General features: G+C 66.6%; 13 protein-coding genes. 9 read left to right on the top strand and 4 right to left on the bottom strand.

Annotated features, from left to right (window positions below; genetic code table 11):
* Window positions 1–3 precede the first annotated feature (3 nt).
* Genes WBL06_RS04115 through WBL06_RS04095 form a run of 5 tightly spaced genes read left to right on the top strand, consistent with a single transcriptional unit; the run spans window position 4 to window position 4,604 of the window.
* On the top strand, window positions 4–972 hold the full coding sequence (locus WBL06_RS04115; RefSeq protein ID WP_424454707.1) for a DnaJ C-terminal domain-containing protein: 969 nt from the start codon (window positions 4–6) through the stop codon (window positions 970–972).
* A gap of 5 nt (window positions 973–977) precedes the next feature.
* Window positions 978–1,406: a heat shock protein transcriptional repressor HspR gene (locus WBL06_RS04110; protein ID WP_424454706.1), complete on the top strand. Its 429-nt coding sequence runs from the start codon at window positions 978–980 to the stop codon at window positions 1,404–1,406.
* Window positions 1,324–2,754, top strand: a complete 1,431-nt coding sequence (locus tag WBL06_RS04105; RefSeq protein WP_424454705.1) for a DNA cytosine methyltransferase — start codon at window positions 1,324–1,326, stop codon at window positions 2,752–2,754. Before WBL06_RS04110 ends, WBL06_RS04105 begins: the two co-directional genes overlap by 83 nt.
* Complete coding sequence (locus WBL06_RS04100; protein WP_424454704.1) at window positions 2,755–3,513, top strand: hypothetical protein; 759 nt, start codon at window positions 2,755–2,757, stop codon at window positions 3,511–3,513.
* Window positions 3,510–4,604 (top strand): AAA family ATPase, encoded by a 1,095-nt coding sequence (locus WBL06_RS04095; protein ID WP_424454703.1) that lies wholly within the window; start codon window positions 3,510–3,512, stop codon window positions 4,602–4,604. Before WBL06_RS04100 ends, WBL06_RS04095 begins: the two co-directional genes overlap by 4 nt.
* 1,274 nt (window positions 4,605–5,878) lie before the next feature.
* Here the strand turns inward: WBL06_RS04095 and WBL06_RS04090 are convergent.
* Complete coding sequence (locus WBL06_RS04090) at window positions 5,879–7,138, bottom strand: ATP-binding protein (RefSeq protein WP_424454702.1); 1,260 nt, start codon at window positions 7,136–7,138, stop codon at window positions 5,879–5,881.
* A 163-nt stretch (window positions 7,139–7,301) separates the two neighbouring features.
* Between WBL06_RS04090 and WBL06_RS04085 the strand changes: the two genes are divergently transcribed.
* Window positions 7,302–9,470: an ATP-dependent Clp protease ATP-binding subunit gene (locus WBL06_RS04085; protein WP_424454701.1), complete on the top strand. Its 2,169-nt coding sequence runs from the start codon at window positions 7,302–7,304 to the stop codon at window positions 9,468–9,470.
* 92 nt (window positions 9,471–9,562) lie between these two features.
* Here the strand turns inward: WBL06_RS04085 and WBL06_RS04080 are convergent, their stop codons facing one another.
* A complete protein-coding gene (locus WBL06_RS04080; protein ID WP_424454700.1) occupies window positions 9,563–10,570 on the bottom strand; it encodes an LLM class F420-dependent oxidoreductase in 1,008 nt (335 codons plus the stop codon).
* A 54-nt stretch (window positions 10,571–10,624) separates the two neighbouring features.
* Between WBL06_RS04080 and WBL06_RS04075 the strand changes: the two genes are divergently transcribed.
* From WBL06_RS04075 to WBL06_RS04065, 3 genes are read left to right on the top strand one after another with little or no spacing between them, the layout of a single operon-like run.
* Window positions 10,625–10,897 (top strand): FitA-like ribbon-helix-helix domain-containing protein, encoded by a 273-nt coding sequence (locus WBL06_RS04075; protein ID WP_424454699.1) that lies wholly within the window; start codon window positions 10,625–10,627, stop codon window positions 10,895–10,897.
* The gene (locus WBL06_RS04070; RefSeq protein ID WP_424454698.1) at window positions 10,894–11,343 is read left to right on the top strand and encodes a type II toxin-antitoxin system VapC family toxin; all 450 of its coding nucleotides are present in this window, start codon (window positions 10,894–10,896) and stop codon (window positions 11,341–11,343) included. Before WBL06_RS04075 ends, WBL06_RS04070 begins: the two co-directional genes overlap by 4 nt.
* Window positions 11,318–12,361 (top strand): zinc-dependent alcohol dehydrogenase family protein, encoded by a 1,044-nt coding sequence (locus WBL06_RS04065; protein WP_424454697.1) that lies wholly within the window; start codon window positions 11,318–11,320, stop codon window positions 12,359–12,361. Before WBL06_RS04070 ends, WBL06_RS04065 begins: the two co-directional genes overlap by 26 nt.
* Here WBL06_RS04065 and WBL06_RS04060 read toward each other — a convergent pair.
* The gene (locus WBL06_RS04060) at window positions 12,339–13,187 is read right to left on the bottom strand and encodes an HAD hydrolase family protein (RefSeq protein ID WP_424454696.1); all 849 of its coding nucleotides are present in this window, start codon (window positions 13,185–13,187) and stop codon (window positions 12,339–12,341) included. The two genes, WBL06_RS04065 and WBL06_RS04060, sit on opposite strands and share 23 nt — an antisense overlap.
* A 52-nt stretch (window positions 13,188–13,239) precedes the next feature.
* Window positions 13,240–14,178, bottom strand: a 939-nt coding sequence (locus WBL06_RS04055) for an AMP-binding protein (RefSeq protein ID WP_424454695.1), incomplete at its 5' end; no start/stop codon positions are given.

The raw sequence follows: 14,178 nt of genomic DNA, 5'->3' as shown, positions 1-14,178 counted from the left end.
CGCATGGCCAGTCAAGACTGGTTCGACAAGGACTTCTACGCCGTTCTCGGCGTGAGCAAAGACGTGTCGGATGCCGACCTGAAGAAGACCTACCGGAAGCTTGCGCGACAGCATCACCCCGACTCGAACGCCGGGGACGCGCAGGCCGAGGCGCGCTTCAAGGAGATCAGCGAGGCCTACTCGGTGCTCTCGGATGCCAGCCTGCGCGCCGAGTACGACCAGATGCGGGCGATGGGTTCCGGAGCGCGCTTCACCGCGGGGGGCGCCGGCGCGCAGGGTTTCGACGACATCTTCCGCGGCTTCGGTCGCGGGGCGCAACGCAACCAGAGCGACTTCGACGACATCCTCGGCGGACTCTTCGGCGGCGGGGGCCGGTTCGGTCAGCCGACGGGCGGTTTCGGGGGCTTCGGCGGGCCGAGCAAGGGCGGCGACATCACCGCCAACACGACGCTCGACTTTCTGACCGCCATCCGTGGCGACACCGTCGGGCTGAAGATGCAGGACGGCCGCGAGGTCAAGGTGAAGATCCCGGCGGGGGTCGCCGATGGGCAGAAGATCCGCCTGAAGGGCAAGGGCCAGCCGAGCATCGACGGCGGCGAGGCGGGCGACCTCGTCATCACGGTCGCGGTGCGGCCGCATCCGGTGTTCGAGCGCGACGGGCTCAACCTGCGCGTCGACGTTCCCGTCACCTTCGCCGAAGCAGCGCTCGGCGCCACGATCGAGGTACCGACGCTCGAAGGCGACACCGTGCGGCTCAAGGTCGGTGCGGGCACCCCGTCGGGCCGCGTGCTGCGGGTCAAGGGCCGCGGGGTCACCACCCCGAAGGGCACCGGTGACCTGCTGGCCGAAGTCGTCATCGCCGTGCCGAGCAACCTGTCGCCGCCGGCCGCCGCCGCTGTCGAAGAGCTCGCGAAGGCGATGCCCGAGAATCCACGGGACGAGCTGCTCGCCCGGGCCCGCGCGGGGAGGTGACGACGGTGAGCGCGCTCGACGAGAACAGCCCGCTGTTTGCGATCGCGGTCGCCGCCGAACTCAGCGGCATGCATCCGCAGACGCTGCGCCAGTACGACAAGCTCGGGCTGGTCAGCCCGCGCCGCACGGCCGGCCAGTCACGCCGGTACTCGATGCGGGATGTCGTGCAACTGCGCGAGATCGCGCGGCTCTCGGCCGAGGGGCTCAACCTCGAAGGCATCCGCCGCATCCTCGAACTCGAGAATCAGGTGTCGGCGCTCACCGGGCGCGTGCGCGAACTCGAGCGCGCGCTGGCCGACGAGTTGCTGAACCGTCCCGGCCGCCGCGTCTTCGCCGCAGGTTCGGAGGGCGATGTCATCCCGCTGCGGGCGGGCACCCGCACCAAGAAGTCGACGTCGGTCGTCGTGTGGCGACCGTTCGGGCCGAGAGAGTAGTCGCGAGTCGCCCCGGCGCGGAATACCCCGCCCGTCGGATGCGCTCGATATCGTGAGGCAACAGCCGCGCTCCTCTTATGTTCTCGAAGGCTCTCCCATGGGTAATAACTCCGCAGCTCCGCTCACCAGCATTGACCTCTTCGCCGGGTGCGGAGGTCTGTCGCTGGGTTTCCATCGGGCGGGGTGGAGGGGCGTCTTCGCGGTCGAACGCGACCCGATGGCTTTCGAGACGCTCAAGGCAAACTTGGTCGGCCCGGAGGCTCCGTATCGCGCCTACGAGCATTGGCCCGAGTGGCTCGATCAGAAGCCGCTCGACGTCGACGAGGTGCTCGGCGACCCGGAGATCCGTGCGCGACTGATGGGACTTCGGGACCAAGTTGACCTCATCGCTGGTGGGCCGCCATGCCAAGGCTTTTCGGTGGGCGGCAGTCGGAACGGCCTCGACGAGCGAAACGAGATGGTTCAGCGTCAACTCGAGTTCGTCGAGCTGGTGCGCCCGCGAGCGGTGATTGTCGAGAACGTCGAGGGCATCGCTCGCGCCTTCCGCTCCCGCCCCGGTGAGGAGGGCGCCAAGTCGGTGGCCCATCAGGTCGTCTTAGAACTTGATCGCCTCGGGTATGACGCAAAGTTCGGTGTTGCGGACACGTCGCGGTTCGGAGTTCCCCAGGTGCGGCGACGAGCGCTAATCGTCGGCATCCGTCGAGACCTCGGAGTCACGGCCGATCGATTTTTTGACAATCTCGAAGCCGCGCGACCCCGTCTGCTCGAACAGCTTGGGTTGGACCCTGAGCGGCCCGTCACGGCTGGGGAGGCGCTTTCAGACCTCACCACAGACGAAAGAGTGCCAAGTCCGGACTCGCCCAAGTTCGAGTCCTCGCCGTACCTGGCCCCGCGCTCCACCTACGCCCGCCTAATGCGTCGGGGTAGTTCGCGTTCGGTCCCCGACTCCCACCGCTACTCGAAGCACGGGGAGCGGGTCCAGGCGCTCTACGACCTGGCACATGCCACGCAGCCCAAGGGTCGCCTGAGCAAGGAGTTCCTCCTGTCGAACGGCACGAAGAAGGACAAGAAGGTCCTGATCGACGAAACCCAGCCGGTATCCACGATCACGACTCACCCTGACGAATTCATCCACTATGCGGAGGCTCGCAACGTGACGGTTCGCGAAATGGCACGACTTCAATCGTTCCCCGATGACTTCGAGTTCAAGGGGCGCTACACGATCAACGGACCGCGACGGCGCTTCGACGTCGCGCGGTGCTCGCAGGTCGGCAATGCGGTGCCACCACATTTCGCCGAGGCCGTTGGGATGGCGATGGCTGCGACGCTGGCCGAAGCGGGCGACTAGATGGCGCGCGCCCTACTGGATGCCTTGCTTGCCCCCCAGGCGTTGAGCGCTAGCGACCTAACTGCGGCCGAACAGGTCCTCCAGCTCGAGTTCGCGGAAACCGCCTGGGGCATTCGATTCGATGAGAACCCGTTTGCGGCCGAGAGCAAAGCTGGCTTGTTCAAGAACGAGATCTCCGGGGCCTTCAAACGATGGCTCGCTGACGCCGGTGTCGGTCTGGACCAATACGTCGCCGCGATTCCGGACATGCAATATCAATCTGTCGAGATCTGGCCACGGCTGCTCTTTCCGGATAAGTATCGCTCCAACGAGGGGTGGAGGATCCGCATTGTCGGCTACCCAGCCCTGAGCCTCATTGCGTTTGGCCTCTGCCACAGCTACGCAGGTTCGCAAAGCCAAAAAAACGTGAGCAAGGTCTCTGCCCTCCTTCGCTCGGCGGCGCTCAACGTGCTTGACGCCGACGCTGATGCGGTAGATATTGCAGCGCAGTATCTCTCGGCCACGGCGGAGCATTGGGATCGGAGGTTGTTGATGACAGACATCCACAACGCCGTGGGCACGTTGGATGTCTCTGGGTTCGCAGACGACAAAGGTGACGGCGCCGAACTACGCATGGCGCGCAACACCACGGTGAAGAAGGAACTGTCCAGCTTCTTCTTCATCAGAGGCGCATCGACCCGCCCGACTGATGACGACTCAGTGGTACCACTGGGCGAACTCCACCGACTAGCCCGCGGGCTGTTGGGGTCGACCGCATGAACCCCTTCTCGTCACTCGACACGTTCCAGGAAGCGCGATCCGCCGCGTTCCTGGGAGCGGAGCGCTTTGCGGCGTACCTTCGCCGCCTGGCTTTCGTCGCCGAGGATGCAGGTCTCGGGGAGATTGAGGTGTCTGCTCGCCTGACCCGCATGGCCGAACTCTCAATCCGAGCGTCCAAGGCGACCCTGCTAGTCGGTCCGCCGGGAACTGGAAAGACGCACATCCTTCGCCAGATTCTTCAGCGGATGGCGAAAGACGGGAAAGCGCTCGGGTTTACTCGTGAGATTGGGGCGCGCTGGACCACCCCGGAAGAAGAATGGACATTCGACCGGGTTGTGCTCGGGGAGACCGTCGTCGATGGGGAGATCCGGAGCGCCGAGGGCGTGCTATTAGCGGCGATTCGGAACGACGAGTGGCTCGTCCTCGATGAAACCAACCGCGCCGACATGGATCGTGTCCTGGGTGGTGTCCTGACGTGGCTATCAGGTCAGCGAGTCCAGATCGGAAACTGGAGATCCCCGGAGACGGCGGGCATCGACGTGCCCGTGTACCTCGGTTGGGGCGACCAGCCAGAGTCAGAGGTTGTCGACGAGACCCCGAACCGGGTGGAATATCGGGCCGGCACAGATTGGCGCCTGCTGGGTACATACAACGCCGTTGATGCGCAGCGCGTGTTTCGCATGGGTCAGGCGTTGAGCCGACGGTTCAAGCAGGTCCCGGTGCCCCCGATCTCGGCGGAGGAGTTCAACAGCGTTGTGGGAGGCCGTGTGGCGGAGGACGCGCCACGACGCGACGAGATTCTCGTCCGCCTCGATGGCATCTACCGTGCGCATCTGTCCGTAGCCGACGTCGCGCTGGGGCCAGCGCTTTTCCTTGACATTCCGGATTACGTGGTTTTGGGCCTGGAGAACCAAAGCGCTGACTTCGAGGAGCTGATTGCCGAGGGATACGTCGTGTCGATCGGAGCACTACTCGCGCGGGTTGATGAGGAGGTCCTCTCGGAGTTGAGCGCCGCGATGGCCGATCAGGGAGGAATTCCGGCCGACTCTTGGCTATGGGTCATCCGTCAGCTCGGCGCCATGCGTGGCTGACCTCAGCTACTCGCGGGCGGGCCTGGAATGGCTGAGTTCGATCTGGGCGGGGCCAGGTGACCTTGTTCGCACAATTGCGGCAATGGAGGACGTCGAACTAGGACTCGAGTGGACCGTTCGCGAAGTGCGCGCACGTGCGATGCGAGTCGTGCTACTCGAATACCGGCGGCAGATTTCGAGCTGGCCCAGGACGAGGAGCGCTTGGGAGTCGCACACTCCCGTGACTCGCGAAAGGCAACGAGCATGGTCGAGTTCGGTGAGTGGGCGGGTGGACTGGGCGAAGACCGCCATGCGCGGATGGCCACCGCAGCAAGTCGCGACGAGCCGGAGGGCGCGAGTCGAGGTCGACGTTCCTCGCACGGTACTTGCCTGGGTGACGAATCGATTGACTCTCGGGCTATCAGAGAGCAAAGACTCGCTGGCCGTCTATTCCGCAATCGCTCTCGCTCGGGGCTTCGCGGGGGACTCGTCCCGACACCCGACACCCGACGACCTCCTCGATCTCGACGGGATGGGGGCTCCGTGGCGATCTGTATCGGCCATCGCGCGACTCTTGACCGCGATCGAAAGGCCGAGCGGGCTAGATCGGCTCGCCAAGACACTCATCCAGCCGGAGGGCCTACCCGATCGGGTTTTCCATCTCGCGTCGCTCGGCGAGATTCTCCGCGCTTGCGCGAATGCAGGGTTCTCGGTGACCTCACTTAGGCCGTTGGAACGGTTGGGAGCCGGCCCCGTGTTTGAGATTGATCGTGGGTCGGGAGAGACGTGGGAAGTCTGGTGCGAATCCGGCTCGATTTGGGGTCAGTTCCTCGGCGGTCCGGATCACCGCGAACTTCTAGGCGGGCTGACGAGTCAACACGGCGATCCGTTCCCTCGCCGAGCTCAGCGGCCCGACATCGTCATAACGCGACCTGGTTCTACAGCGATCATTCTCGAGTGCAAGTTCCCTTACGATTCGGGTGACCCGGCATATGTAGCAGGCGGTGTCGCGCAAGCTCACTACTACGCCCACCACCTGCGATCCGCCTTCGCGGAGCTTCACGCGATCGTGGTCGGTCCCCCCGAGATCTCACGAGAGCCACGCGACCTGGTCGTCGGCGAGGTCCACTGTCGGATTGATTCACCCACCGGAGCGGCGGACCGAGTCGTCGAGATTTTGCAGGCCGCCACGGCGTGAGGGTTCCCGTTCTCTCGGCTGAGAGCGCGCACAGGGGCATCAAGAGATTGACGTTAGTCGTCGTCCGGCAACCGCTCCGGCGACGGGCTGAGGCTCATCAATCGTCGCGGCTCTGGCGCAGCAGGAACGCCCCCATTCCCGGAACGGTGAAAGCGAGAAGGCCACGCTCCGGCGCGAAGACGACGCCCTTCTCGATGAGGGACTGGCGGGATGCGCTGAGCCTATTCAGTGTTACGCCGAGCCTCGTGGCGACCGCGGACGTCGAGACGGAATCACCGCCGAGTTCGGCCATCGCGCGAAGATAGCGACGCTCGGCGGGGGTCGCGCGATCCCACCGCGCCGGGTAGAAGCCGGCGTCGAGGGCAGCTCGACCAACGTCGAGTCCAGCGAGCGCCTCATCGTGGGAGATCACCTTTCCTTGAGCGAGGTCCCAGGTGCGCGCGCCGAACGTCTGGATGAAGTACGGATAGCCCTCTGAAGCGTCGAGGATCGCCTGGGCCGCCCCCGGCGAGTAGGTCATCCCCAGGCGGGTTGCGGGCGTGACAAGCGCCTCGCGTGCCATCCCTTCGTCGAGAGAGCCAATCGATCGATAGTCGAATAGTCGCTCGGCGTACGAGCGCGCAGTGCTAAGCAGCGCCGGGAGCGAGGGAAGGCCAGCGCCCACGACAAAGAACGGGAAACCCTCCTGCCCGGATCGGTGCTGTGCCCCGAGGAGTGCCGTCAGTAGTTCGTCGTCGAGATCTTGCATTTCATCAACGAACAGCCCGAAAGCAATGTTTTGTGAGCGCAGCGCGGGGGCGAGGTCTTCGACAAGTTCAAGCAGGTCGACGTCGATCTCGCCCGAGTCGGCGCGACCAGCGGTCGGGTTGACGCCGATACTGATTGAGGCGCCACCGACCGAAAGTCCGAACGAGGCGATGCTGCCGAGCGCGGCCTTCACGGCGTCTCCAGCTGCACCAAGTCGGTTCAGGCGTCTCGCGGCGACCAGCAACCCGCGGGCGAGACGTTGTCGACTGGCGGCCCGTCCACCGTCTGTAGGTGCGCCCTCGAGTTCGACCGTGAACCACCCAGCGCGGGTTGCCATCTCGCGAAAGCGATTGAGGAGCACGGTCTTGCCGACCCCGCGGAGGCCGTGAAGGACCATTGATCGGCTGGGGGCCGACTTCAGAGTGCGCGCGATCGTCAGATCGAAGGCGTCGATCTCGGCCTGGCGGCCAGCTAGCTCAGGTGGGCGCAAGCCGGAGCCCGGACTGTAGGGGTTGATCTCCGGGTACACGATCTCGGACTTTATCAGCATGTATCGGCAATCCTTTGATATGGCCCGATAGGATTCCACTCTGGTCGTTTCGGATTCCACTCTGGTCTTTTCGGTCAGATGCCGGGAGACGAGCGCCTCGTCGGTGGAGAGCTCGCCGACTGGCCGGCATGTGAGGGAGGCGGCTCGCCAACTTGACCAGACGCGGTGGCCACTTCCGCGCTAAAGTTGAGTCGGTCCTACTCAGGTTTGAAAGGAACGGCCCTTGGCCAACATGCAGGGTGCCCCGACCTCGGGGCAGCAAGAGGAGCAGAAGACCGCCCTCGAGCAGTACGGCATCAACCTCACCGAGATCGCCAAGAGCGGCAAGCTCGACCCGGTGATCGGGCGGGATGCCGAGATCCGCCGCATCAGTCAGGTGCTGACCCGGCGCACCAAGAACAACCCGGTGCTGATCGGCGAGCCCGGCGTCGGCAAGACGGCCGTCGTGGAGGGGCTCGCCCAGCGCATCGTCGCCGGCGACGTCGCCGACTCGCTGAAAGACAAGCAGCTCGTGTCGCTCGACCTGGCGGCGCTCGTGGCGGGCGCGAAGTATCGCGGCGAGTTCGAGGAACGACTGAAGGCCGTGCTCAAGGAGATCAACGACTCCGAGGGTCAGATCATCACCTTCATCGACGAGCTGCACACCCTCATGGGCGCGGGCGGTGGCGAAGGCTCCGTCGCGGCGGCGAACATGCTCAAGCCGATGCTGGCCCGCGGCGAGCTGCGCATGATCGGCGCCACGACACTCAACGAGTACCGCGAGTACATCGAGAAGGATGCCGCGCTCGAGCGCCGCTTCCAGCAGGTCTACGTGGGCGAGCCGTCGGTGGAAGACACCGTCGCCATCCTGCGCGGACTGAAGGAGCGGTACGAAGCCCACCACAAGGTGACCATCGCCGACAGCGCTCTCGTCGCCGCGGCATCCCTCTCCAACCGCTACATCACCAGCCGCCAGCTTCCCGACAAGGCGATCGACCTGATCGACGAGGCCGCGTCGCGCTTGAAGATGGAGATCGACAGCAACCCGGTCGAGATCGACGAGCTCAAACGCGCCGTCGACCGGCTCAAGATCGAAGAGCTGGCGCTGAAGAAGGAGAAGGATGCCGCCTCCAAGGCGCGGCTCGAGAAGCTGCGCGCCGACATGGCGGAGCGCGAGTCGCAGCTCGGGCACCTGCAGACGCGTTGGCTCGCCGAGAAGGCGTCGCTGCACTCCGTGGGCGACCTGAAGACGCAGCTCAACGACGCCCGCATCGAACTCGACCGCGCGATGCGCGAGGGCGACTACCAGAAGGCGTCGAAACTCAACTACGAGACGATCCCGAGCATCGAGTCGCGCTTGCAGCAGGCCGAGGAGGCCGAGCAGACCGGGCCGCGGATGGTCAACGACCAGGTCACCGACGAAGACATCGCCTCCGTCGTCGCGGCGTGGACCGGCATCCCGGTCGACAAGCTCAAGCAGGGCGAGACCGAGAAGCTGCTGAACCTCGAGGCCGAGCTGGGCAAGCGCCTGATCGGGCAGAAGGATGCCGTCCGCGCGGTCTCCGAGGCGGTGCGGCGTACCCGCGCGGGGATCTCCGACCCCGACCGGCCGACGGGATCGTTCCTGTTCCTCGGCCCGACCGGTGTCGGCAAGACCGAACTCGCGAAGGCGCTCGCCGAGTACCTGTTCGACGACGAGAAGGCGCTCGTGCGCATCGACATGTCGGAGTACGGCGAGAAGTTCGCGGTGTCCCGGCTCGTCGGCGCTCCTCCCGGGTACGTCGGCTACGAACAGGGCGGGCAACTCACGGAGTCGGTGCGCCGCCGCCCCTACTCGGTGATCCTGCTCGACGAGGTCGAGAAGGCGCATCCCGAAGTGTTCGACGTGCTGCTGCAGGTGCTCGACGACGGGCGGCTGACCGACGGGCAGGGCCGCACGGTCGACTTCCGCAACACGATCCTGGTGCTGACGTCGAACCTCGGCTCGCAGATCCTCGTCGACACGACGCTGCCGTGGGAGCAGCGCGCGCAGGCGGTGCACGAGCTGGTGCGTCAGGCATTCAAGCCGGAGTTCGTGAACCGTCTCGACGACATCGTCGTGTTCTCGCCACTGTCGACCGAAGACCTGGGTCAGATCGTGTCGCTCAACGTCGACCGGCTCGAGAAGCGACTCGCGGAACGGCGGCTGCAGCTCGCCGTCACCCCCGAAGCGCGGTCGTGGCTCGCCGAGCGCGGCTTCGATCCGATCTACGGTGCCCGCCCGCTGCGTCGGCTCATGCAGCACGAGATCGATGACCGGCTCGCCCGGGCGCTGCTTGGCGGCGAGATCCGTGACGGCGACACCGTGAAGGTCGACATCGACGGCGACGAACTCACCGTCTCGCGGATGGAGATCGACTCGGTGGTCGAGTAGCCGCGGAGCGGCGTGCGGGTTCGGTGGTCGAGTAGCCGCGGAGCGGCGTGTCGAGACCTCGTGAGCTGGTCTCGACACGCGCCCTCCGGGCGCTACTCGACCACCGAGAGGGCGGGGATGACCTCGCGCTCGAACAGCTCGACGCCTGAGCGGTCGTACGCCGACTCCGGGAAGTAGTGGATGGAGTAGCCGAGCCCCAGCTCGCGGCGTTCGCGTAGGACGTCGACGACTTGCTCCGGAGTACCCGCGACGGCTTGGGCCGGACCTTCCTCGCGGTACTGCGCGACCAGGTCGGCAGCACGCTTCGCGCCGAGGTGCGGCACCAGGCGGGCCTCGACGGTGGCGATCCGCTCGCTCACCTCGGCCTCGGTCGCGCCGACGATGGTGTTGAAGTTGCTCGACCGGGTGATCGCGGCGAAGTCGGTGCCGTGCTTCTCGCAGTGGCCGCGCAGCAGCTCGCTCTTGCGGGCGAACTCTTCGGCCCCACCGTTGAAGTTCGTGTACTTCGCGTGCTGCGCCGCGATGCGCAGGGTCACCTTCTCGCCACCGCCAGCGATCCACAGCGGGATGCCGCCCTCCTGCAGCGGCAGCGGCCGTACGATCGCGCCCGACACCTCGTAGTGCTCGCCCTTGTGGGTCGCGGTGCCGGTCTCCCATGCCTGCCGCATGATCTGCACACCCTGGTCGAGCATCCTCAACCGCTCCGGCGCCTCGGGGAACCCGTAGCCGTAGGCGCGCCACTCGTGCTCGTACCAGCCGGCGCCGATGCCCATCTCGAGCCGGCCGCCCGAGATGTGGTCGACGGTCGCCGCGACCTTCGCGAGGTAGGCGGGGTTGCGGTACGCCACGCAGGTGCACATCTGGCCGAGACGGATGCGGTCGGTCACCGCCGCGAACGCCGCCATGAGCGTCCACGCCTCATGCGTCGCCTCCTCGCTGGCCACCGGTGTGGTGTGGAAGTGGTCGTAGACCCACAGCGACTCCCACGGACCGGCCTCGGCGGCGAGGGCGAGACCCTTCATCGTCGCCCAGTGCTGCTCCGGCGGGATGCCCACCAGGTCGAAGCGCCAGCCCTGCGGAACGAAGATGCCGAATCTCATGCCTCGAAGTTACTTGCCTGACGTGCAAGCAGAAGTGCATGCTAAAATGACCGCATGGTGGCCATCCAGATTCGAGATGTTCCGGATGCCGTGCGCGAGGCGCTTGCGGCGGAGGCCGACTCGCGCGGGCAGTCGTTGCAGGTCTTCCTCTCTGACGTGCTGGAGCGGGAGGCGAGATTGGCCCGCAACCGTGCCTGGCTGAAGCGCACGCGAGACAACCCGATCGCTCGCATCGCCGCTGAAGAGAGTTCCGCCGACCTCATCAGGCGGCAGCGCGACGAGCGCACGCAGCAGATCCTCGACGCGGTGAGCGGGTCGACCGCGTGACGATCGCCATAGACGCTTCGGCTGCGATCGAGTACCTCGTGCCGACCGACGCGCGTCTGCGCGACGCGGTCGTCGAAGGCATCGCAGGCGATCCGCACTGGGTCGTTCCCGAGCACTTTGTGCTCGAGACGGTGAACGGCCTTCGGGGCCGATGGCTGGGCGGGCATCTCAGCCAGGAGGAGTTCGGGTCAGCAGTCACCGTTCTCGCCGAGTTCGAGTTCGATGTCTGGCCGACCGCCGCACTCCTGCCCCGCGTGGTGCAGCTCGCGGCGAACGCGACGAGCTACGACGCGGCGTACCTCGCGCTCGCCGAGGAATTGAACTGTCGACTCGTGACGGCCGACGCGAAGCTGGCGCGCGTGCCTGGCATCCGGTGCCGAATCGTCGGGGCGGGTCAGCCTTCAGCAGTAGCGTCGAGAGATGCACGCGACGCTCCTCTACGGTGACCACGACATCCGCTTCGAAGAGGTACCCGACCCGGTTCTGCTGACCGGCGACGACGCGATCGTGCGGGTTGTCGCGGCGTGCGTGTGCGGCTCGGACCTCTGGCCCTTCCGCGGTGTGACCAGAACGAGCGGCCGGATCGGGCACGAGTTCGTCGGCATCGTCGAGCAGGTCGGCGCAGCCGTCTCGCAGGTCAAGCCCGGCGATTTCGTGATCGCGCCGTTCTACGTCTGCGACATGACCTGCGTCAACTGCCGCAACGGGTTCTCGACGTCGTGCCTGCAGGGCAGCTGGTGGGGCGGCGAAGATCGCGCCGGGCATCTCGCGGACGGCGGGCAGGGCGAGCTGATCCGGGTGCCGCTCGCGGACGGCACGCTCGTGGTCGTTCCCGGTCCGGTGGACGACGCGCTCGTGCCGCACCTGCTGACCCTGTCCGACGTCCTGGGCACCGGTCACCACGCCGCGGTCTCGGCAGGGGTGCAGACGGGCGACACCGTCGTGGTCGTCGGCGACGGCGCCGTCGGCCTGTGCGCCGTGCTCGCTGCCTCCCGACTCGGCGCCGGCCGCATCGTCGCGATGTCGCGGCATCCCTCCCGGCAGGCGCTCGCCCGCGAGTTCGGCGCGACCGACATCGTCGAGGAGCGGGGGGAAGACGGCATCCGCGTGGTCCGCGAGCTGTTCGACGGCGTCGGCGCCGACCGCGTGCTGGAGTGCGTCGGCACGGAGGAGTCGATGCGGCAGGCTTTCGGCAGCACCCGTCCGGGCGGGCAGGTCGGCTTCGTCGGCGTGCCCAACCTCAACCCGGAACTCAAGTTGCGGCCGGTGTTCAGCTCCAACGTCGGCCTGCGCGGTGGTGTCGCGCCGGTGCGCAACTACATCCCCGAGCTGCTGCCCGAGGTGCTCGACGGGCGACTGCGGCCGGGTGCGGTGTTCGACCTGGAGCTACCGCTCGCGGAGGTCGCGGAGGCCTACGCAGCGATGGACGAGCGCCGCGCGATCAAGGTGCTGCTGCGGCCATAGAGGTACCCCGCTCGGTGAGCCAGCGTGCGACGGCGTCGGACTGGTCAGCCAGCGTCGCCGTCGCGCGAGCGCGCACCGCTGCCGGCGCGTGGGTCATCGCGTACGACTCGTGGGCGACCTCGAACAGCGGCAAGTCATTGAAATTGTCGCCGAACGCGACGACCCGGTCGGCGCCGAGCCGCTCGGCCAGTGCGGTAACCGCGGATCCTTTGGTAGCGCCTGCCGGTGCTACATCAATCCAGACGTCCTGGGGGTGGTACGTATCACGTTGCACGTTGACCTCGCCCGCCGACCCGATGAGGGTGCGGAGGGCGAGTGCCAGCGGTTCCATCTCCTCGGGGGTCCCGATGGCCGCGATGTTGAAAACGCCCTCGCTCGGGAGCTCCGGCCAACCGTCGCGCGGCGCGTTCCGCGGGTCGTTCGGGCGATCCATCCAGAACCGCTGGGTCGCCTCGTTCTGGAGCCCTCTGATCCACGACACGCGTTCGTCCCGCCCATCGAGGCCGTAGACCAGGGGCGGCACTCCAGCATCCTCGAGGAGGGTCAGGATCGCTTCAGTCGTACCGGCGTCGAACTCGTTCCGGTCGAGCATGACATCGCGCGCGGCGTCGTAGGTGAATGTGCCGTTGTAGAGCACCAACGGCAGCTCGAACCGGAAGTCACCGAGGACCCGCTGCGTCGTCGTCCATGAGCGGGCGGTGGCACAGGTGACGAGCATGCCGCGCCCGATGGCGTCCGAGAGGAGGACCGCGGAGGTTTCGCTCAGCGATCCGTCGGGTCCGAGAAGAGTGCCGTCGAGGTCGGTGACGTAGAGGGTGCGGTTCATTCGGGAGGCGGTTTCGACACGCGCCTTCGGCGCTGCTCAACCACCGGGGATGTCATAGCCCCGCGATGAGGGCGTCGCGAACGCGCTTGCGGAGGACCTTGCCGATCAGCGACTTGGGCAGCTCGTCGAGGGTGACGATGCGCTTCGGCACCTTGTAGGGCGTGAGGCGCTCGCGCGCGTAGGCACGGAACGCCGCCTCGTCGATCGTCACCCCGGCGTCGGCGACGATCGCGGCGACGACCTCTTCCTCGCCGTCGCCGTCGGGGATGCCGACGATCGCGAGATCCGCCACACCGTCGTAGTCGCGCAGGATGTCTTCGACCTCGCTCGGTGCGACCTTGAAGCCGCCGACGATGATCATCTCCTTGATGCGGTCGACGATCTTCACGAACCCGTCGGCGTCGATCTGCACGATGTCGCCCGTCTTGAACCAGTCGCCGTCGAACACGTCCGCCGTCTCGTCGGGCTTCTTCCAGTAGCCGCTCATCACCTGCGGACCGCGCACCCAGAGCTCGCCCGGCTCGCCCGTCGCGGCATCCTTCCCCGTCTCGGGATCGACGACCCGCACCTCAGTGTTCGGCAGCGGCAGCCCGACGGTGCCGGCCTTGCGGGTCGGCGCGACCGGGTTGGCCATGAGCACCGGGCTCGTCTCCGAGAGTCCGTAGCCCTCGACGAGATAGCCGTGCGTCTCGGCCTCCCACGGCTCGACGACCTTCGCCGAGAGCGGCATCGCGCCCGAGATGGAGATCTGGATGCCGTCGAGGCTGACGCCCTTCTCCTTAGCTGCGATGGTGAGGCGCTCGATGATCGGCGGCACCGCGGGCAGGAACGTCGCAGGCCGCTTCTTGACCACGGGCAGCACGAGGTCGGGGTCGAATCGCGGGAACATCACCAGGCGTGCGCCCATGCTCATCGCGAAGGTGAGGCACAGGGTGAGCCCGTAGGCGTGGAACAGCGGCAGCACCGCGTAGACCACCGCAGTGCCGCGCGG

Source organism: Pseudolysinimonas sp., assembly GCF_049651805.1.
Lineage (GTDB): Bacteria > Actinomycetota > Actinomycetes > Actinomycetales > Microbacteriaceae > Pseudolysinimonas_A.
This window is presented reverse-complemented; position numbering and strand designations above follow the sequence as displayed.